Origin of the sequence: Kaistia hirudinis (assembly GCF_014196455.1) — a bacterium.
GTDB classification, from domain to species: domain Bacteria; phylum Pseudomonadota; class Alphaproteobacteria; order Rhizobiales; family Kaistiaceae; genus Kaistia; species Kaistia hirudinis.
In genome coordinates, this window is sequence record NZ_JACIDS010000007.1 from 1 (window position 1) to 19064 (window position 19064).

General features: G+C 62.5%; 17 protein-coding genes. 8 read left to right on the forward strand and 9 right to left on the reverse strand.

Translation table 11 applies throughout. The features are described from left to right. From GGR25_RS23460 to GGR25_RS23470, 3 genes are all read left to right on the forward strand, one after another. Window positions 1–300, forward strand: a 300-nt coding sequence (locus GGR25_RS23460; RefSeq protein ID WP_183401336.1) for a DUF1403 family protein, incomplete at its 5' end; no start/stop codon positions are given. Between the two features lie 2 nt (window positions 301–302). After that, window positions 303–1028: an SMC-Scp complex subunit ScpB gene (gene scpB, locus GGR25_RS23465; RefSeq protein WP_183401337.1), complete on the forward strand. Its 726-nt coding sequence runs from the start codon at window positions 303–305 to the stop codon at window positions 1026–1028. Further along, window positions 1025–2410 carry a hypothetical protein gene (locus tag GGR25_RS23470; protein WP_183401338.1) on the forward strand — a complete coding sequence of 462 codons (1386 nt, stop codon included), beginning with the start codon at window positions 1025–1027 and terminating at the stop codon, window positions 2408–2410. Before scpB ends, GGR25_RS23470 begins: the two co-directional genes overlap by 4 nt. 131 nt (window positions 2411–2541) lie before the next feature. Here GGR25_RS23470 and GGR25_RS24855 read toward each other — a convergent pair whose 3' ends face one another. After that, window positions 2542–3249, reverse strand: a complete 708-nt coding sequence (locus tag GGR25_RS24855) for a hypothetical protein (RefSeq protein WP_246410261.1) — start codon at window positions 3247–3249, stop codon at window positions 2542–2544. A gap of 330 nt (window positions 3250–3579) precedes the next feature. On the opposite strand from GGR25_RS24855, the gene GGR25_RS23480 reads away from it, so the two are divergent. Both GGR25_RS23480 and GGR25_RS23485 read left to right on the forward strand, forming a co-directional pair. Then, the gene (locus GGR25_RS23480; RefSeq protein WP_183401339.1) at window positions 3580–4566 is read left to right on the forward strand and encodes an AAA family ATPase; all 987 of its coding nucleotides are present in this window, start codon (window positions 3580–3582) and stop codon (window positions 4564–4566) included. Then, window positions 4567–7062 (forward strand): S8 family peptidase, encoded by a 2496-nt coding sequence (locus GGR25_RS23485; protein WP_183401340.1) that lies wholly within the window; start codon window positions 4567–4569, stop codon window positions 7060–7062. A gap of 57 nt (window positions 7063–7119) precedes the next feature. On the opposite strand, the gene GGR25_RS23490 is transcribed toward GGR25_RS23485, so the two are convergent. The 8 genes from GGR25_RS23490 to GGR25_RS23525 form a co-directional block, all read right to left on the reverse strand. Then, window positions 7120–8985, reverse strand: a complete 1866-nt coding sequence (locus GGR25_RS23490; protein ID WP_246410264.1) for a hypothetical protein — start codon at window positions 8983–8985, stop codon at window positions 7120–7122. 84 nt (window positions 8986–9069) lie between these two features. After that, window positions 9070–10125: a hypothetical protein gene (locus GGR25_RS23495; protein ID WP_183401341.1), complete on the reverse strand. Its 1056-nt coding sequence runs from the start codon at window positions 10123–10125 to the stop codon at window positions 9070–9072. Between the two features lie 207 nt (window positions 10126–10332). Next, entirely contained in the window at window positions 10333–10920 is a 588-nt protein-coding gene (locus GGR25_RS25120; RefSeq protein WP_425486170.1) for a Ros/MucR family transcriptional regulator, read from the reverse strand. Between the two features lie 143 nt (window positions 10921–11063). Further along, window positions 11064–11954 (reverse strand): PD-(D/E)XK nuclease domain-containing protein, encoded by an 891-nt coding sequence (locus tag GGR25_RS23505; RefSeq protein WP_183401343.1) that lies wholly within the window; start codon window positions 11952–11954, stop codon window positions 11064–11066. A gap of 72 nt (window positions 11955–12026) precedes the next feature. Next, on the reverse strand, window positions 12027–12869 hold the full coding sequence (locus GGR25_RS23510) for a hypothetical protein (protein WP_183401344.1): 843 nt from the start codon (window positions 12867–12869) through the stop codon (window positions 12027–12029). After that, complete coding sequence (locus GGR25_RS23515) at window positions 12866–13996, reverse strand: nucleotidyl transferase AbiEii/AbiGii toxin family protein (protein WP_183401345.1); 1131 nt, start codon at window positions 13994–13996, stop codon at window positions 12866–12868. Before GGR25_RS23515 ends, GGR25_RS23510 begins: the two co-directional genes overlap by 4 nt. Next, window positions 13977–14720, reverse strand: a complete 744-nt coding sequence (locus tag GGR25_RS23520) for a DUF6088 family protein (protein WP_183401346.1) — start codon at window positions 14718–14720, stop codon at window positions 13977–13979. The genes GGR25_RS23515 and GGR25_RS23520 overlap by 20 nt, the downstream gene beginning before the upstream one ends. 161 nt (window positions 14721–14881) lie before the next feature. Continuing rightward, window positions 14882–15514 carry a hypothetical protein gene (locus tag GGR25_RS23525; RefSeq protein WP_183401347.1) on the reverse strand — a complete coding sequence of 211 codons (633 nt, stop codon included), beginning with the start codon at window positions 15512–15514 and terminating at the stop codon, window positions 14882–14884. 109 nt (window positions 15515–15623) lie between these two features. Here GGR25_RS23525 and GGR25_RS23530 point away from each other — a divergent pair, with 109 nt between their 5' ends. Genes GGR25_RS23530 through GGR25_RS23540 form a run of 3 tightly spaced genes read left to right on the forward strand, consistent with a single transcriptional unit; the run spans window position 15624 to window position 18987 of the window. Continuing rightward, complete coding sequence (locus GGR25_RS23530) at window positions 15624–17183, forward strand: recombinase family protein (RefSeq protein WP_183401348.1); 1560 nt, start codon at window positions 15624–15626, stop codon at window positions 17181–17183. Continuing rightward, entirely contained in the window at window positions 17183–18103 is a 921-nt protein-coding gene (locus GGR25_RS23535) for a plasmid partitioning protein RepB C-terminal domain-containing protein (protein ID WP_183401349.1), read from the forward strand. The genes GGR25_RS23530 and GGR25_RS23535 overlap by 1 nt, the downstream gene beginning before the upstream one ends. Continuing rightward, entirely contained in the window at window positions 18100–18987 is an 888-nt protein-coding gene (locus GGR25_RS23540) for a plasmid partitioning protein RepB C-terminal domain-containing protein (RefSeq protein WP_183401350.1), read from the forward strand. The genes GGR25_RS23535 and GGR25_RS23540 overlap by 4 nt, the downstream gene beginning before the upstream one ends. Window positions 18988–19064 lie beyond the last annotated feature (77 nt).

The window sequence follows — 19064 nt, forward strand, 5'->3', positions numbered from 1 at the left end:
GGGGAGGGGCATGCGGCGGCCCTGTGCCTCGCCACGGCCGCCGGGGCGGTGGAGGCCTGCCGTCTCGCCGGCGAGATCGCCCGCCGCGCCGCACGGCTCGCGGCCGTGACCCCAAAGCTGCGCGCCAAGGGGGCCGGGGAGGCGATCCGCCGGCTGCTCGACGATGAGGCGGTGCCGGGCGCGCTGGTGACCGCGTCGCTGTCGCGCTGGGCGAGCCGGCGGCTGTTCGAGCGGCTGGCGGCGCTCGAGGCCGTGCGCGAGCTCTCCGGTCGGTCGACCTTCCGGCTCTACGGGCTCTGACCATGGCCCGCCGCCGCCGCGCCAATGGTCCACTGGACACCGAGCTCGTCGAGCTGCCGCCCGAGCTGCGCTGGCGCGAATGGATGGCGCGGGTCGAGGCGGTGATCTTTGCTGCGTCCGGACCGGTGGAACGGGACGTGCTCGCCCGCGTCGTCGGGCGCGACTGCAGCCTCGAGCTCGTCATCGACGATATCCGCGACGCGTTGTGCGACCGGCCGTACGAGCTGGTGCCGGTTGCCGGTGGCTGGCAGCTGCGCACCCGGCCGCGCCATGCCGAGTCGATCCACGCGGCGTTCGGCTCGGCGCCGGCACCGGTCCCGCTCTCTCAGGCCGAGATGCTGGTGCTGGCCTGCATCGCCTATCACCAGCCGGTGACACGCGGCGAGCTCGGCGAGATGATCGGCAAGCAGGTGAGCCGCGACACGATCGGCTATCTGCGTTCCCTCGGCTTTGTCGCCGCGGGCCCGCGTAGCCCGCAGCCGGGCGCGCCCTATACCTATGTCACGACGAAGGGCTTCCTGGCGCATTTTGGTCTCGACACGCTGCGCGACCTGCCCGACATGGAGGCACTCGAAGACGCCGGCCTGCTCAGCAAGGCTAAGCTGCTGGCCGAGGATATGCCGCTGGGGCTCATGGCGGGCGAGGGAGACGAGGAGGACTTGGACGGAGACGACGTCACTGCTGACGGGCCTTACGACCTCGACGACGGATCAGGCGGGAACAGATGACCATTGTTGACGAACACGACGAAGACGGCGCCATGCGCTTGCGCGAACATCACCTCGTCGTTGCGACGGCCAAGCATGTCTTCCTGCATCGGGAATATGGCGTTGTCTTCGTCCGGGAAGCTGCTTCCCGGGAGGACCTGGCCACTTATGACCTGACCCCTTTGCTGCTCTACGGGCTTTCGGTTCCAGGGACCTCGCTTCGATGGGTCATGCTCACGCCGGTCGACAATCCGGCATCGATCGTGAGTGTTCTCGGGAAAGCGTGGACGCGAGCCGACGGCCTGCGCGGTCGCCCGGATGTGCTGAAGGTGAGCCGCCATCTCGCCGCATCTGCGGTGGACTTGCCTGATACGCTGGCGGCGACCGATGTCCGGCTCGTCGTCGCGGACGGAAGCGACAAGGCGTTCTCGGCTTCCGTGCGGCGGTGCCAGGAGGATGCAATGTGGGCGAGCCTGCCTCGCAGACGGGCGACGCCGAGCACGACGCTGGATCAACTGAACCGCTGCGCCACGGACCGCCACAATCATTCTTTCCAGTCCCCGCAGTCACGGGTGAATGCCACCATGGAGTGGTGGCGGAACCGGCCGCCTCGCGCGGCCGATCTGCCACCGGGCGATGAGATCGATTGGCGCCCGGGGGCCTGGCTCGATGCCTGGGAGAAGGGGCTGGCGCCGGCCGGGCGCCGATATTTCCACAAGGATACCTTCGACGGCGCCGTATGGCTGCTCACAACGCCTCCGGTTGCGGATGACGATGAGCTTCAGGAGGCTATTTCCGCGGATCCCGAGTCGAACGATCTCCCGGACGTCGCCCGGGCCTTGGTGCGATGCTGGCCGACCTCACCCGGCGAGCTGAGCCGCTGCATCGGCTCGACCGCTCGCTCGCTTGAATGGTTTCTCGATCGCAAAGCGGCTTTGGACTACCAGCAGCGGAATCAATTGTGTGAGCTCCTGGGTCTCGAGCTGGATCGTGATTTCCGGACTTACGAAACCTGTGCCCCATGCGTTCTGATCGCCAGGACGTCGAACGCCGCGAAGGAAGCGTATGAGTTCCTGTCGCATGGCGGCGACCTCGTCTTCTCGAACGAGGCTGTTCCCGCCAGCGGCCTGCCAGATCCGAGTTGGCGATATTTAATGTTTCAAGCCTATGGAGGCGCGCCGAACATCATGCTTGTGGCGCGCGGATCTGGCGTTGATGCGAAGCTGTCGCAGGACCTCTTCATCAATTTCCAGGGCGCCAAGCCCATACGATTGGCGCTGTATCGCGATATTGTCCGCACGTGCGCCAAAGCATGTCGGGATAGTCGTTCAAACATTCGGGCAATGAAGGAACTCAGTGATCGGCACGTGAGCTTCTTCGCGGATATCGCATCTGAAATCTGATTCTTTCTACCCGCACCAATCCGGGTGCGGGGCCTGATTGGTGATCGTGAAGGCCGCAGGGCAATTGACCTCTTTATTTGGGTGCGGAGACCCCTAGAGGGTAAGACAGGGGACGCGGACTGCGCTGCTTCCTAGGACACCGGCTTCATTGAGCACTCTCGAAAATGACGTGGCATAGATGGCGCGAGCCGCTGGGCCAGGGCATCGCGGTTGTAGAGGCGAAACATCATCTCATCATCGCTTAGTCGGCACGTCAGATTGAACTCGATGATCTCACCGCTGAGCCATTTGATGACCTCCGACATCAGGCCGCCAATCGCGAGCCAGGCCATCGAGCAGAGTTGGACGATCTCCTCCTCATATTCCGGGAGGCGCCAGAATCTCCGAACGCAGGGGATCGTGTCCTCATCCGGAGTCATGAGGCCGAACGGATCACCCGCCGCCACAGCAGCGAGTATGGCCGTATCGCTGTCGTGGTCGGGATCGATGGGCAGCCCAACGCCGAAGCGCAGCCCGCCTTGATAGAGGCCGATCGCTCCTGAGCTTCTGAGCCTGAGGCGCCGCTGATGCACGACGACGTCGCGGTTCTTCTGCAAGGAGACTAGAAGCTTGTTATCACGCAGCGTTTGGTAGATGGGCTCCTTCCAGGCCTTGAAGCCTTCCTTATGCTGAAGCTCCTGATCCAGAATCGGGCGAACCTCTTTCAAGGCCTTCAGGAAGGAATTCAGGCTCCACCGAAATTGATCCGCGAAGTGGTAGTTCCTCTCCATCTGGTGCAGCCAGTAGTGCGCCTCCCGGAGGCGGTCGAGAGCGGAGGATATCTCGTCGAAGGCTACCATCGGGTGGTTCTCTACCGCAGAGTAGGTTATCTTACCGCGCCGACAGCAACTCGTCTCATCGGTTGCCTGATCTTCAAGCCGTAGGCGGTCGTCGCGGTACCCAAGCGGGTTGAGTCGCGGCCGCCACACCCGGCAGGAAAGCTGGGAATCGCGATCCACGGCGGGCTGATTCCGCTGGCCTTCACACCTAAACTCGTTCTTAACTTGTTCTTGGGGAGAAAGGCCTATCTCTCAGGACTTCTGTTCGAACGCCGCGAGAGGAATCCTGTGCTGCGATCCTGGGCAACCCGGTGTCTGGAGCTGCGCAGCGGTCTGCTGCGTTGAGATGTCATGACGACCGCGCAGCAACTGATCTCCCTTCTCAAGAGCCACGTCGAAGGCGACGATGAGCAGTTCCTGACGATCGCCTTACAGGCGGCTGCCAGCGAAGCGCGGCGGGGGCACGGCAAAGTGGCGATGCAGCTTCGCGAACTCGTCGACGCCGCTCGTGCCAACAAAGACCGACCTTCCGAGCGAAGGTCGGCTCCAGTTCCGTTGGCGCAGCCACGGGGTGATCTCGCCAATCTGATCGCGGTCCGGTACGCGGATGTCAGGCTGTCGAGCATGGTGCTTCCCGAAGCACTTGACGGGCGGCTTCGCCGCGTTCTTCGCGAACAACGTCAGAGGCATCGGCTCCTCAGTCACGGGCTCGCACCGCGCCACAAGCTGCTGCTGATAGGTCCCCCTGGTTCTGGCAAGACGATGACGGCTTCGGCCTTGGCGGGGGAGCTGCACCTGCCGCTCTTTACGGTCCAGCTCGACGCCTTGATGACCAAGTTCATGGGCGAAACCGCATCAAAGCTTCGCATGGTGTTCACCGCCATGGTCGAAACAAAGGGCGTCTATTTCTTCGACGAGTTCGACGCCATCGGGGCCCGTAGGGCGGAGCGCAATGACGTCGGCGAGATCCGCCGCGTCCTCAACTCTTTCCTGCAGTTTCTCGAGGAGGACGAAAGCGAGGGGTTGGTGATCGCCGCGACCAACCATCCCGAATTGCTCGACCCTGCCCTGTTCCGAAGGTTCGACGATGTGATCGAGTATGCGCTACCGAGCGCCGAGGTCGCGAAGCGGATACTCCAGGCGCGGCTGGCGACATTCGACACCGAAGGGTTGGATTGGGACGCGGTGGTCACCGCTGCAGGGGGGATGAGCCAGGCCGAAATCTCGCGGGCCGCGGCTGATGCCGCCAAGCTGGTCGTTCTTGAGGATCGGGATCGCATCACATTGCGGGATCTCACAGCGACCATCGCGGAGCGCAAGGGAGCTGCGCATCGGTAAATGCCAGTCGATCCGCCGCGCCCACTCGCGCATGTCTATCTTCCTGGCCATGGTGTCGCACAGGACTATACGGCTCACGGTGGCGGCGGTGGTTCCGCGCCGCCGCAGCGCGATAGAGTCCAGCATGCCGAGAAGCTGACCACAGCCCTGACGGTAGCTTTGGCGGGCGCCGAAGCACAGCTCCGTGCGCGCGAAGTCGGTCTTGCCGCCGGAACGCCGGGATTCTATCTCGAATTCGATCTGCCGGCGGCCCACGCCGAGATCGTCGATAAGCTCGAAAACCGGCAGGGGAAGTTCCCGATCGAGCTGGTGAGCGTTCGGCCAGGTAACGCCGACGGCACGACGGTTGCCGCCACGGTCTTCGTACCGGAAAAGCAGCGCGAGTATTATCTGAAGAAGGTTGCTGATTATCGGGACAAGGACCGCGTTCGCAGGCGCGAGGTCGACGGTCAGATCATAGAGGAGGCGACCGGTCCAAAGAATGAGGTCCTGGTCGCCTCCATCGAGACCGCGCGACTGGCTGTAGCCCGGTCGCTCTACACCGACGATGAAACATTCTTTCCTCTTCCGGGTGTCGCGATCTGGTGGGAGGTTTGGCTGCGGCTAGGCACGAAAGAGCGCTTCGTCGCCGCGGCGGGACGTCTCGCACTTCCAATGCGCGAGCACGCGCTGACCTTTCCCGAGCGAGAAGTTGTCATTGTCCACGGCACGGCGGAGATGCTGGGGCGCATCATCGCTAATACTGACACCATCGCCGAGCTGCGCACAGCGCGCGACACGCCCTCCTTCTTCATGGCCATGGATGGCGCTGAACAACGGGCCTGGGCTGCGGAAACGGCGGATCGGATCGTTGCCCCCGCCGCCGATGTACCGGCCGTTTGTCTCCTCGATTCCGGTTCGACCCGCCGACACCCGCTGATCCGGCCGGCACTCGCCGCGGTTGATCAACAGGCCTTCGATGCAGGCTGGAACGTCGAGGACGTGAGCAACCAGGCACACGGTGGCCACGGCACCCAGTTGTCAGGTGTGGCGCTCTACGGGGATCTGGTCGACTTGCTCGCTGGCGACGGGCCGGTGACGCTCAGCCACAGGCTGGAATCGGTGAAGGTGCTGCCGGATCACGGTGCCAACGATCCCGATCTCTATGGCGCGATCACCGCGCAGTCGATCTCCCGCACCGAGATCGTCGCACCGAACCGCCCCCGCGCGATATGTCTCGCCATCACCTCGGAAGGCGATCATTGGCGGGGCCGGCCGTCGTCCTGGTCCGCTGCCCTCGATACGCTTGCATTCGGCGCCGACAATGCGCCTCGCTTCATCGCTGTGTCGGCTGGAAATATCCGCGACGATATCCATCGTGACGACTATCCCGCACGTAACGACACGACGCCGATCGAAAGTCCCGCGCAGGCCTGGAATGTCCTGTCCGTCGGCGCTTTCACCGAAAAGGATACCATCGTCGATCCTCTATTCGCCGGCTGGGAGGCGATGGCAGGCGTCGGCGATATCATGCCGAGATCCCGTACCTCGGTCACCTGGAACCACGACTGGCCGCTCAAGCCGGATGTCGTTTTCGAGGGTGGCAATATCGGTGTCGACCCGACAACCTTGCTTGGTGATCACGTCGATGATCTGGCACTTCTGACCACCTATCGGTTGCCGGAACACCGCGCTTTCACGACAACCGGCGAGACGAGTGCAGCCACGGCGCTTGCAGCCCGCATGGGCGCCCAGATCATGGCCGAGAGGCCGGGCCTTTGGCCCGAGACGGTGCGTGGTCTTGTCGTCCATTCGGCTGAATGGACGCCGGCAATGAAGGCCCATCTCGGTGCGATCGGTAAGAATGGCGTTTTGCGCCGCTATGGTTTCGGAGTGCCATCCCTCTCTCGGGCCCTCGGGAGCCTTCAGAACGACGTGACCATGGTCATTGAGAATGACATGCAGCCCTTTGCGAGGGTAGCGGGCGGTGTCGAGACCAAGGACCTCGTTGTTCACGAACTGCCCTGGCCGCGGGATGAGCTCGAAGCGCTCGGTGAGACTCAGGTGCAGCTGCGCATCACGCTCAGCTATTTCATCGAACCCAATCCGGGAGAGCGAGGCCGAAGCCGGCGCCACAGCTACGCCTCTCACGGTTTGCGCTTTGCCCTTAAGCCGGGTGACGAACGCTTGGACGTCTTCGTCCGCCGTATAAATGCCAAAGCGGGAACTCGGCCTCCGGCGCGGGCAGCGGAGACGCGATGGATGCTGGGCCCCAATTTGCGAAATCGTGGCTCGCTGCATGCTGACATTTGGGAAGGCGATGCCGTCGAGCTGTCTCAGCGCGATGCCATCATCGTCTATCCGATCGGTGGTTGGTGGCGAGAGAATCCCGGCTTTGATCGCGCTGACACCCGAGTTCGCTACTCGCTTCTCGCGACGCTCAGGACTGCGGCCAATATCGATCTGTACACGCCGATCAGCACATCAATCCAACCCGAAATCGCTGTAGAAATTTGAGGCAGGGGAGTGCTCTCCCATCGCGATCGAGCTGTTTCACGCAATCGGGCGTCTAGCTCAGTAGCGTGATTTTTTCCCTGGGAGGTAGATCGCACATTTGTCGCGCGTGGCGTCGTCGATCGTGAAGTCGGCCGGCGATTGCCCGCCAAGCTCAGGGCGGGAACTCCGCATCCAGAGATCTGCCCGTGCAGGGTCGATGTAGCGGTTGCGAGCGAGGGCCTCGAGCTCTCGGACGGCTTTATGCTTGCGCTCGCGGGCTTGCTCCTCGATCCTGAGCTGGTCCGCTTTTCGTCCGAGAGCATAGATTGCGTCGCGAAGCCCAGTTTCGCTCCGCGCGGACTCCAGTGGAGACTGGCCGTTCAGAGCCGCATCGCCGGTGCTCAGCCAGATTTCATGACCTTCACCTAGGTCCGCCGCCGCGAGCTTCCGGAGCCGGACTACCCGCGCTTCGGCATCGGCCTTCTCCTTCTCCCGCTTTTCCCGTTCTCTGTCTTCGGCCTCGAGGCGTTTCCTCTGCAACGCGCGCTCAAGCTTCCCCTCACATGGGAGCCCAAAAAGCTCGAGGTTGGCACGAGGCGAAAAGCGGATCTGGGTGCCGATGTTGGACAGTTGATGGCAAAGCGTCGTCCATTCAGGCTCGCTGCCGTGGATCGCGTCAGCGACGGACTGTCCACGATCCGATAGTTCGGCCTGGATCCATGTCTCGAATGAGAAGCCGCGCGTTTCCTCGTCTGGCAGGCCGAGAAGCTGCTCTGATACGATGCCCCGCATTTCGGCCAGGCGCTTCGCAGGGCGCGCCCGCAACTCCTTCGCTTCGTGAATTCTCTGCCGCAGCAGACCTGACGCCTTCCAAATCTCCGAGGGCGCGGAGTGGATAAACCCAAGCTGCTCCAGCTGGCGAAGATAGCTCTCAACGGATTTTGCGGGAGAGGCGAAAGGCACACCCGATTCCTTCAGCGCTTTGGCAATCTCCTCGGAGACAGACCGAAAGAGCGGGTCGATCCAACCCCGCCTGACCAAAGCAGCGACCGCTGTTCGTGTTCTGAATGGTTGGGACTTCGATTGCAGCAGTGCGAGGACAATAGCACCTTGCCACTCAGCGAGCGGGGCGGTGAAACACCCGCTCCCGTCGACGGGGAGATTGATGAGATCATCCAAACCGTCCCTCCGCAGCATCGCCTCGCACTCCCCTTTACCCCCCTCGCGCGCGGGCAGGCGGTGCCGATAATTTCGACGGTGCTCGTCGATGGACTTTTGCCGATCTTCGGCACGTTGGCGCGCCCTCTCCGACAAGCGGTCCCGGGCAGCGGGCTCGTGCGGATTGTGAAGCCAGATCCTGGGAGCGTTGTGGAGGATGTCGTCGGCCAGCTCATCCAATGCTCGATCCCGGTAGCCGGACAGGTCGATCTCGATCGCCCCGACATTCATGGCCCGGATGCGCGCGATTTTTACGTCATCGCAGGGGTGAGTGACTTTGAATTCAACGATGAGGCGCCGATCCCGCAGCACCAGGACGACGTCCGGCACAATCGACCCATCCTTGGTTTCAAGAATGGCCTCGTCGAATGCGAGTCTCGTTGCCCGCACCACGACTTCGGTATCGTCTCGATGCGAAATGACGAGCTCGGGAAGCGCAATCTCCAGTCGCTCGTCGAGGACCTGTTTCGCGAACTTGTGGAGGGCCGTTTCGCCCGCGGACGTGCATGAAGCACCGTCGCGATCAACGTGATGCGCGAAGTGGTGTGCTTGCAGATCCCCCTTCTTTGCAACCATTCGCCGGTCGCAGCCGGGGCATTGGCATTGGCAGGCCAGTCCCGATGGCACGTCGTCGATGTGTCGAAGTGAACCATCAGCGGCTTCCGCAACCAGAACGCCGCCTTGCTCCGTACAATCGAAGAGCTGACCAAGCCGTATGCGTGTCATGCGTCCACCACCCCCTCGCGACAAGACGCTGGAATGAGCCATGGAGCGACTCGCCATGGGCAACGAATTTCGGATCCATCGGGTCTACCGGTTGTCCATCGCGACATCTTCGAGGTACTGATGCCACCCGTACATGTCCTCGATCGGCTCGGCTATGATGTCCTCCAGCTGGTCGATCTCCCTCCGGATCCGGTCAAAGCTCCCCAGTGCGATGGACGCCTTGCGTTTCGTGCTGATCGATGTCGCCTGCTTTCGCCAACTGTTGAAGGGTAATATTGGGTGTTTGGGGGTCCAGTTCGGTAGAAGGCGTGCGTTGAGGTCTTCAAGGACCCTCGTTCCCCGCGCCATCGCGAGCTGCTCATCATCGAGTGGCTTCGGCTCGATACCCTTCGCCTTCAGCTGCTTATCGCGATCGCGGCGATGGCGGCGAATTGCCGTCAGAGTATCGGCCTCGAGTTGGACCGTCCGCAGGGTCGCAGTAGGATCATCCGTCCCCGAACGTCCCGTCGCGATAATGCTGAAAGATGCCTCAGCTTCGTCGACTCTGGCGAGAAGGTGCCTACTTAGGGCCTGCTCGATGGGCACCGGCGGCGGCGGACACTCGGCAACCCATCGGGCGCGCAGCCCCGCAATATCCACCTTCGCACCGTAGCGTTTCGCGGTCGCCAGCTCCGGCAAGAGGCGCCGCGCGGCGTCGGTGATGATCTCAGGCTCCCAACGCAGGTGGCGTTGAGTGCCGAGCAGTGGCTCAAGCAACTCGGCGGCGAAGTGGAAATACAGGTGGGCGAGCTGGCCGATGACCGGATCGTCGCGCAGGCCGACATGGTAAAGTTGGTTCCTGTAGCCGTGCAGGGTCGTGATTGCCTGAGCCTGCTCGGCCGGGATATGGCCGAGGTCCTGGAGGAGCCCGATTTTCCTGTCGAAGGCGCGTCCCCGCGCGTCATTCCTTTGTTCCTGGGTCAGCCCGCGCGGGCTTCGGCGGCGGTCGTCGGATAAGAGATCAGTGCATTTCAGATGGCACATCAGCTCCAGGCCGTTGTCGACGAGGATCAGAGCGATACGGCCATTGAGCGGATGATTGATGGCCAGCTCGCTCAGGGCGCGGTCTAGCTGCTCGATGATTGGAATAACTGATCGCAAGTCTCCCCCTCCCAAGCATGACGGTCCGAGCGATGTCGCTTCGACGGCAGGCTGCCGTGCCCGCCACGGGGTTCCTCGAGCCGGGACGAAGCGTTTCCCCGACGTCCGTCGCGTCGACACCGGCGCCGCGAGCTGAGCATGAGCCTGCCGGGGCCAGTCACGCGGATCGCATAGCCGGTGTTGATGTCTCCGGCTGCGCCATGATCATCAGCCGGTAGGTTCGGCGGCCCTGCGTGCCCTCTTGGGCTTGGCAGCGGGCTGTGCAACGGGCTCGGCAACGGATTTCGTCTTACGCGGGGTGCGCTTTGCCGGGGCCGTCTCTGGCGCGGCCGCAACGGCGGTCGGCGCGCTTGCCTTAGTGCGCGGGGTGCGCTTCGGCTTCTCCATCACTGAGGGTGAGGACGCAACGACGGGTTCCGGAACTGGCGCAACCGCCTTGCGCAGCTGGCCAAGGCCTGACGCCTTCGCCAACGCCGAACGGGCTTCCGCATAGCTTGGCGCGACCATCGGATAGTCGGCGGGAAGGTTCCATTTCTGACGGTACTCGGCAGGCGTCAGACCATACTGTATGCGGAGATGTCGTTTCAGCGATTTGAATTTCTTGCCGTCCTCCAGGCAGATGATGAAATCCGACGTCACGGACTTGCGCACCGATACCGCGGGCTCAGGCTTCTTCTCCGGCTCAGTCGACGCTGTTGTGCCCAACGACCGGAGGGCACCGTGAATGTCATGGATCAATTTCGGCAGTTCGGCTGCCGGCACGGAATTATTGGAAACATAGGCCGCGATGAGCATGGCGGAAATCTCCACCAGATCCGTCGCATCAGACTGATCGGACCGCATCCTTGAGCACCTATCGTTCAGCGAGAGCCGCGCTGGACCTGGATCTGCGCGGCAGCCACTCTTCCCAGACTTTCGTCGCCGACCTCAACGCTGGGTTACCGGATCGATACGACGACCTGCTTTAGACCAGTTCGGGGAACGGACATATCCTTTTCAAAGGCGACTGGATTGGTGATGAGTTTTTGAGGGTCGTGGACGAAAACAAATAGAAAATCATAACGGTCATCAGCACCGTAAAGGACGAAATCGTCCGCTATCTGCTTCCTCAGTGTTGCATTATCCAGGCCGGCACGCGTCATCTTGAATTCGACGCAGCATCGATAATCGGGCAGGTAGGTGTCCACGCGCCCTGCGCTGCCGGCGACCGATCCGCCAAACTCCTCGGGGCGGATGTCGTCGATCTCGAGCGCGAGCAGCGATTGAAACAGATATTGCACGTCGTACTCGTTCTCCATGACGAGTGCTGCGCGGTTCGCTCGGCGCTTCTTGAGGCGGAGCAGGACCTGTTCGAAACGATCCGCGATATGCGCCAAGTGAGCCATGATATGGAACGCCTCCGCGTTCGCGCTCGCCGGACTTGATCCGTCCAATTGCCTCAACGCTTCTCTGACTCCATGCTGGGCCTTCTCAACGGCGTCCAGGACCATGGGAAGTGTCTCCAGATAAAGGTCGCGCTGTTGGCAGGCTTCCCAAGCCCGTGTGAGCTCTATCAGCCAGTGCTCCAACTGTTTCACTGAAAGCTGGAGCATCTCACGCAGATCGGCCGCGGATGCGTAGTCTCTAGGAAACTGGCAGTTGAGCCACCTCGTATCAGACCAGTCGTAGAGCGCCATCGCGATGTCGTATGCCTTGTAGGCCTCGTCGCTCCGGCCATAACCCTGGTTCGGATTGACTCCTTGCATCAGATCAGCCCAGTCATTCTGCTGAGCACGAGCGAAGGATTGCAAATAGACTCCGGCCTTTTTGGCCAGTTCAAGCTCGTCCATATCGAAAATCCGCAGATCGTATTCAGGTAGGTCTCTTGCCAACTTCGTCATGTTGGGGTGGAACCGCCGCAATCAGGCGAGGAGAGAGGCCGTCCACGCGGACTGCAGTTCTGTATCCGAGCACAGTACACGTTCGAAGCCGCTTCGTTTTGTTTCCATTCGCTTCAGCACGCGTTGCTCCATCTCATAGGCCTCAACAGAGGTCTTCCATGTCTGGGTCAGGAAGATCTTCCATTTCTCGTTGAGCACCTCGACCGGGACGTGCTGGTTCACGGCCGCCAGCCGCGCGTCGATGTCCTCAGCATGGCCGATCTTGAAGACGTTCCTCTTGCCGAACTGCAGGGCATAGGTTGACGCGGGGTTCTGGGCCGAGTGCTCAACGCGGTAGGCGACGTCGCCTGGCTTCGGGCCGGTGGTCGGCCGAAGAAGCTCGTTCAGTTGCCGCATCCGCTGGAGAGAGGGAAGCTCGGGCAGCACCAGCGGCTCGGCAGCGAGCGCCAGGACACGTCGTACATCTTCCTCTTCAAGCTCTTCCACGCCCGGCGTCGCGAGCATGGTCAGCTGCGTGGACAGCGTGTCCGTCACCACCGGCTGCGGCACGAAGCGCCATGCCCGGGTCAGTGCGACCGCATGAGGAAATTTGTAGTTGCCGCGCTCGTCGAAGTCGCGGGCATCGAGGTCGGCGTGGGTGGCGATCTCGAGCGTGCGCAGCGGCTCGAAACCAATCTCCGCCATTCCCAGCAATCGCCCTTGGAGGGCGTCTGGCGTGCGCTCCGTCTTCGTGCCCACGAACAGCAGGCGGTCCCCGCGTTCGGCAAGCCTGAGGAGACGGTTGAGGTGGCCCGCCGATCCGAAGGTCGCGATCGGCAGACGTTCAAATCCCAGGCCCCAGACGCGGGTTGCGAACATCCTCATGGCGCTGTCGGGCCCAGCTGATCGGGATGCGACGCCGAGGTCGTGTTGAGGTGTCGTTCGAGCGCCTCGATGCTCGCCATCACCTCCTCGAACGCGGGCGGTGTCCCGAATATCATTGCGGACATGCGCGCGTAATCGGCCGCCAGCTTTGCGCGCATCTCCGGGGTGGGGACAAGACGATAGGTCCCCGGCACCGCCCGGTCGTACCGATGATCCGGCGCGCGAAACATCAGCATCTTGTGTTGGCGGGAGGCTTCGGCGAGGTCGAGCATCGAGGCGGTCGCGACGCCATAGTCTGGATGGGTCCAGATCTGATGGACGTCGTAATAGTGGCGCGAGTAGCGATCGAGATTGGGTTCCGGGCGGTCGGGCCTGGCGTCGAGACGGCGCTTCTCGGTCATCTCGGTCATGGCGTGCAGGATCAGCACCTTTTCCCAAAAGGTCCGCTCGGGTTTGACCGTCATGACGCTTCCGACGGTGAGAGCGAGGCCTTCGGGCATTTCCGAGGCGACATAGGGAACGATTGTTCGAGGCTCGGCGGGCACGGGATCGGGCCGCGCGCCGCCCTCGATGCGGACCGCCGCCTGAACGTAGTCGTCGCCGGCGTCGAAGGCGCTCCTGTAGCCGACCACCAGGATGTCGAGGGCCTCCCTGTTTCGGTAGGGATCGAAGCCGAAGCTGAGGGAAAAATGTCTCTTCTGTCCGGCCTCCCGTTCGAGGACGGTGATCTCCTCGCTCAGCAGAGTTCTGAGCGGGCCGGAAATATACTGCCGCGCAGCTTCGTCGACCCGGTCGGTCAGTGCCTTCTGCTGCTGGGTCGGCGAGGGCAGGGCGGCGATCTCGGCTTCCAGCGGCACCTTCAGATCCGCCTTGTAGATGCCGATGTCGATGTCTTCGGAGAAGCGGCGGATCAGGCCATAGGCCTTGCTGAGGCTGGTCCCACCCTTGAAATAGAGCCCGATGGGATCGTGTGATCGTCGGTTGAACAGGAAGTCGAGCACCCAGCAGACATAAAGGTCCTTCTCGACGTTCTCCGCGCGGGTCTCGAGCCCGGCGGCGACGGTCGAAAAGAGGGCGCGGCGATCGTCGACGCTCGCGCGGAGGATTTCAATGAACGTCTCTTGCATGATCCCCCTTCGTCCGCTCGGGATCGGGTTCGTCAGCCTCGCCTTCCTGGCCAAGTAGCTTGCACGCGATCGTCTCCGCCAGGGGATACATCCATGCTGGCACCGCCTGGATGTTGTCGCGCAGATCCTGCGCGACCTGTCTTCGGTTGGGGGCCTGCGACAGATGCCGCACAATGCCGTTGACGGCCGCATCGAGGCTCGTTTTTTCGTCCCGATACCAGGTCAGGGCCTGGACAACGCGCATAGCCGGCCGGCCGGCCCAAAATGCGGTCTTGGCCGAAATGCGCTTGAAGTCGAGCTTGTAGATGACCGGCTGCGCGGCCTGCCGATCGCCTGCGTTGGCTTCGATCTCGATCGTTCGTGGATAGGTGTCAGCATGGATCGTCGACCGCGCCGGAACCGCTGTGGTCAGGCCGAGATCGTTCGCGGCCGTCATGCCGTCGACCAGCACGCGCAGCTTGTCGCGCCGGGCGATGGCGTCGATGAACGCGGCGCGCGGCGGAAACACCATCTTGCCGGTCAGCTTGCTGGTTGTGGGCTTGTCGTAGAGGCCACGGTGAGGGCGGCGGATGTCGCTTCGAAGGGTCAGCCTCTGCAGCGCTTTCTCCACGGCATTGGGCGTCCCGATATCGAGGAAGTCGGCGCGGGACCACACTCCGGCCGGTGCCGCCTTGGCGATCCGGTCATGGATGCGATCGAGAGTATCGGACGTGGGATCGGGCATCAGCCATCCGTTTGTGTCCGAAAATTATATCTAAAAATTGGTCAGTGACAATGTCCGGGCGACCAAAAATTATATCTAAAAATTGGTCACTGTATCGCGCGCCAGAGATACGCGAACTCGGGCAGACCAGTCGCTACGGCCTGATACCTGGGCGCGGCAATTTATGGCTGGGGTCTGCGTAGCCGATACCGTCCTTTCCGCCTCGATCCCGTGAATGCAATCCACGCATTTGCCCTGAGCCCGGCTATATCGCGCTTCGCGGTTTTCTCGGAGATGCCGAACCGGGACTGCAACCCTCCGGCTGAGACCCGCCTTCCGCCGGCGAGTTCGGCGAGAAACCAGCGCTGTCGCTCGTTCGGAACGAACGCTTCATCAGGGTCAGGGTCAGGGTCACCAACAGGGACACGACCAGGGTCATGGAAGAACGAGGTTCGCCCGTGCGCGTTCCGGCCCGCCGGGGCCGTTCCCGTGTTCTCGTCGGCACTTGATCCCGGGCGATCCATAAGCATCTCAACAATATCGAAGCGTCGGCTGGCGATCAGGAGCATGTGCAGCATCGTATCGGAATGGATGAGCATCGCGATGAGATGGTCTCCACCCGGGCCGCAGGAGCCGGCAATCCAGTTCTTGACCGTGCGCTCACTGGCATTCGTCCAGCGTTGAACCGTCTTGATCGTCCGGCGGCTGTCGTCGAGCTCTGTCTTCAATGCGAGAGAGACGATTTCGGCATAGCGCCGGGGAAGGCCTTCTCCCCCCGATCCTGGCGGTAATGATCTGCCCTTCTTCGGCAACATGCTTCGTCTCCATGAAGATACACTGAGAGAAGCAGAGGGTTTCCGGCGTGGGATCGTCCGTACAACGGTCGATTTCTTGGCGTGCCGGCAAGACGGGTCGTGATCGCCAATGATAGTGCCGCGCAACGAGATCTCTTCCGGTTTTCCCGAGGTGCGTGCCGCGCAATATGTGCGGATGTCGACCGAGCATCAGCGCTATTCGACGGAGAACCAGGCCGACGCTATCCGTGACTACGCAGCCCGCTACAACTGCACCATCGTCAGGACCTATGCCGATGAGGGAAAGAGCGGCCTCAACATCGATGGCCGCGCCGGTTTGCAAAAACTGATTGCCGACGTGACGGGCGGGCACGCCGATTTCGAGATCGTGCTCGTCTACGATATCAGCCGGTGGGGGCGGTTTCAGGATGCTGATGAAAGCGCCTACTACGAATATCTATGCCGCCGCGCCGGTGTGCGGGTCGAGTATTGCGCCGAGCCCTTCGACAATGACGGCAGCCTCGGCTCCGACATCCAGAAGATGCTGAAGCGCAAGATGGCTGGCGAATATAGCCGCGAGCTCTCGGTCAAGGTTTTCGCCGGCCAGTGCCGGCTGATCGAGAAGGGCTTCCGTCAGGGTGGTCCCGCCGGCTTCGGCCTGAGGCGGCAACTCGTGGATGAGGCCGGCCGGAGCAAGGCACTGCTCGCACGCCTTGAACATAAGAGCATCCAGACCGACCGTGTGGTGCTCATTCCCGGTCCGTCAGATGAGATCGAGGTGGTGCGGCGCATCTATCAGAGTTTCGTCGAAGATGGCCGCCACGAAGGCGAGATTGCCGCCATGCTGAACGCCGAGGGCATTCGAACGGATCTCGGTCGCGACTGGAGCCGCGGCACCGTCCATCAGGTGCTGATCAACGAGAAGTACATCGGCAACAACGTCTGGAACCGCGGCACAGCAGCCTTGAAGCGGAAGCGGACCCGCAACGAGCCGTCCATGTGGATCCGGGCCGAGGGCGCCTTTCCGGCCATCGTCGATCACCTGCTGTTCGACGCGGCGCAGGCGATCATCCGCGGCCGGTCGGCCCGGCTTTCGGATACCGACATGCTGGATGTGCTGCGTCGCCTGCTCGCCGAGCATGGCTATCTCTCCGGCCTGATGATCGACGAAGCTTCCGGCTGTCCGTCGAGCAGCGCTTACCGCAGCCGTTTCGGTAGCCTGCTGCGGACCTATTCTCTGGTGGGATACGCGCCGGATCGCGACTTCGCCTATGTCGAGAGCAATCGCCGGCTCCGGCAGCGTAACCCGCAGGTGGTCGACGAGGTGCTGGCGGCGCTGCGAGCAGCAGGCGCCTCCGTCACCCTTGATCCGGAGACCGGGATCCTCACCATCAATGGAGAGGTCACCGCCGCGCTGCTTCTGTGCCGCTGCACACAGACGGCTGCGGGGTCGCTCCGCTGGTTGATCCGCCTCGATGGGTCGGAGCCACCTGACATCACCATCGCGGTGCGTATGGAGCCCGGCGAGGAGGCCGTCCGTGACTACTACCTCCTTCCCGCTCTCGATGGCAGGGCGTCGCGACTTCGCCTCGCCGAACGGAACGAGGCGAGTCTCGATACCTTCCGTTTTGTGACGCTCGATGCGCTTTACGAGCTGATGCGCCGTGTTCCTCTTGCGGAGGTGGCGTGATGGCCCGGGAGCGGAAGGAAGACGTTCCCCATCATGTCGGGGGCGTACAGGAGATCCGGTCGATCCCGGTCGACAGCGTCCGCATCGTCAACCCGCGGGCGCGAAGTCCGAAGATATTCGCAGGAATCGTCGAGAGCATCGCGACGGTCGGTTTGAAGCGGCCGATTACCGTCACGGAGGCCCGGCGCGACGATGGTGGTACGGGGTATGACCTCATCTGCGGACAGGGCCGGCTTGAAGCCTTTAAGGCCCTGGGAGAGACGCATATTCCGGCCCTCGTCGTCCGGGCGTCGGAAACCGAACTCTATCTGATGAGCCTCGTGGAAAATCTGGCACGTCGCAAGCATTCCAACCGGGATCTGCTCACGGCCGTGCGTGTGCTCGAGGACAGAGGCTATGGTCCGGCAGAGATTGCCCGCAAGACGGGTCTCGATGCGGGTTACATTTCCTGCATCATGCAATTGCTGAGGGCCGGTGAAGAACGCCTTATCGGTGCGGTCGAGAAAGGCTGGCTGCCTCTCTCGCTGGCCACGGATATCGCGAAGGCCGGTCCGGGCGAGGTCCAGATCGCCATGATGGAGGCTTATGAGACCGGGCTTCTGCGCGGTGAGCAGCTTCTCAAGGTCCGCAGGCTGATCGACCGGCGCCAGGCGCTCGGCAAGAGCTATGGATCATGGAAACGCAAGGGTGAGCAACCGCTCACCGCGAGCAAGCTGGCACAGACTTTTCAGGCTGAGGTGCGCCGGCAACAACTCGTCGTCCGCAAGTCGGAGGTCGCGGAGCAGCGCCTGCTGTTCGTCGTGACGGCGCTGAGAAGGATGCTCACGGATGAGCATTTCCGCACCCTCCTGCGGGCGGAGAGTGTCGGCGATATTCCGAAGCCGCTCGCGGACCGGATCGGCGGGGAGGTGCTGCCGTGACGCGACACGCCTTTCAGAAGGACACGATCCGGGTCGCGATCGGTGACATCCTGCCGACCCGGGCGCTGGCGAAGGATATTCGCGATACGCCGAAGTTCCGGACGATCCTCGCCTCGATCCAGGAGGTCGGCATCATCGAGCCGCTCGCCGTGCATCCGGAACCCGCCGGCGGCGGCTATATCCTGTTGGACGGGCATCTGCGTCTGGAGGCGTTGAAGGCGCTCGAGGCGGCGGAAGCGGTTTGCCTGGTTGCTACCGACGACGAGGGCTTCACCTATAACCGGCAGATCAATCGGCTCAGCGCGATCCAGGAGCACAAGATGATCCTGCAGGCGATCCGCAAGGGCGTACCGCCCGAACGGATCGCCCAGACGCTCAGCGTCAATGTCGAGCGCATCCGGGAGCGCGAGCGGCTGCTCGACGGCGTCGCGCCTGAAGCGGTGGAACTGCTGAAGGACCGCATGGTCAGCCGGGGTGTGTTCGCCATCTTGCGCAAGATGAAGCCGCTGCGCCAGATCGAAGCTGCCGAGATGATGATTTCCGCCAGCCGGCTGAACGTGCCCTATGCGAAGATGATCCTTGCCGCCTCCCGGCCCGACATGCTCATCGAGGTGAAGAAGCCCCGCCAGCTCGACGCGACGCCGGAGGATATTGCCCGGATGGAGCGCCAGATGGAGAAGCTCTATCTGGACTATAAGGCGGTGGAAGACACGCTCGGCGAGACGCTGCTGGTGCTGGTGGTCGCGAAGGGCTTCGTCGCCCGGCTGCTGCGTAACAACGCGATATCGGGATATCTGAAGCGTTATCATCAGGATCTGACCGGCGAGCTTGCCATGGTCATGGAGGCTATCGGTGCCGATGCGCGGACGCCGGGAAGGGAATGAAGAAGTCTCGAAGGGCCTGCTGCCAGCATTTTGGACACGAGGTTACGACGTCGCCCTTCGGGCCGGGCTTTCGGCAT

What these genes read in the sequence shown, in the direction of transcription:
- GGR25_RS23505 (WP_183401343.1), bottom strand. Translation starts at nt 11,954, where the DNA reads ATGGACGAGCTTGAACTGGCCAAAAAGGCCGGAGTCTATTTGCAATCC.
- GGR25_RS23485 (WP_183401340.1), top strand. Translation starts at nt 4,567, where the DNA reads ATGCCAGTCGATCCGCCGCGCCCACTCGCGCATGTCTATCTTCCTGGC.
- GGR25_RS23525 (WP_183401347.1), bottom strand. Translation starts at nt 15,514, where the DNA reads ATGTTGCCGAAGAAGGGCAGATCATTACCGCCAGGATCGGGGGGAGAA.
- GGR25_RS23490 (WP_246410264.1), bottom strand. Translation starts at nt 8,985, where the DNA reads ATGACACGCATACGGCTTGGTCAGCTCTTCGATTGTACGGAGCAAGGC.
- scpB (WP_183401337.1), top strand. Translation starts at nt 303, where the DNA reads ATGGCCCGCCGCCGCCGCGCCAATGGTCCACTGGACACCGAGCTCGTC.
- GGR25_RS23470 (WP_183401338.1), top strand. Translation starts at nt 1,025, where the DNA reads ATGACCATTGTTGACGAACACGACGAAGACGGCGCCATGCGCTTGCGC.
- GGR25_RS23510 (WP_183401344.1), bottom strand. Translation starts at nt 12,869, where the DNA reads ATGAGGATGTTCGCAACCCGCGTCTGGGGCCTGGGATTTGAACGTCTG.
- GGR25_RS23535 (WP_183401349.1), top strand. Translation starts at nt 17,183, where the DNA reads ATGGCCCGGGAGCGGAAGGAAGACGTTCCCCATCATGTCGGGGGCGTA.
- GGR25_RS23515 (WP_183401345.1), bottom strand. Translation starts at nt 13,996, where the DNA reads ATGCAAGAGACGTTCATTGAAATCCTCCGCGCGAGCGTCGACGATCGC.
- GGR25_RS24855 (WP_246410261.1), bottom strand. Translation starts at nt 3,249, where the DNA reads ATGGTAGCCTTCGACGAGATATCCTCCGCTCTCGACCGCCTCCGGGAG.
- GGR25_RS23480 (WP_183401339.1), top strand. Translation starts at nt 3,580, where the DNA reads ATGACGACCGCGCAGCAACTGATCTCCCTTCTCAAGAGCCACGTCGAA.
- GGR25_RS23520 (WP_183401346.1), bottom strand. Translation starts at nt 14,720, where the DNA reads ATGCCCGATCCCACGTCCGATACTCTCGATCGCATCCATGACCGGATC.
- GGR25_RS23530 (WP_183401348.1), top strand. Translation starts at nt 15,624, where the DNA reads ATGATAGTGCCGCGCAACGAGATCTCTTCCGGTTTTCCCGAGGTGCGT.
- GGR25_RS25120 (WP_425486170.1), bottom strand. Translation starts at nt 10,920, where the DNA reads ATGCTCATCGCGGCCTATGTTTCCAATAATTCCGTGCCGGCAGCCGAA.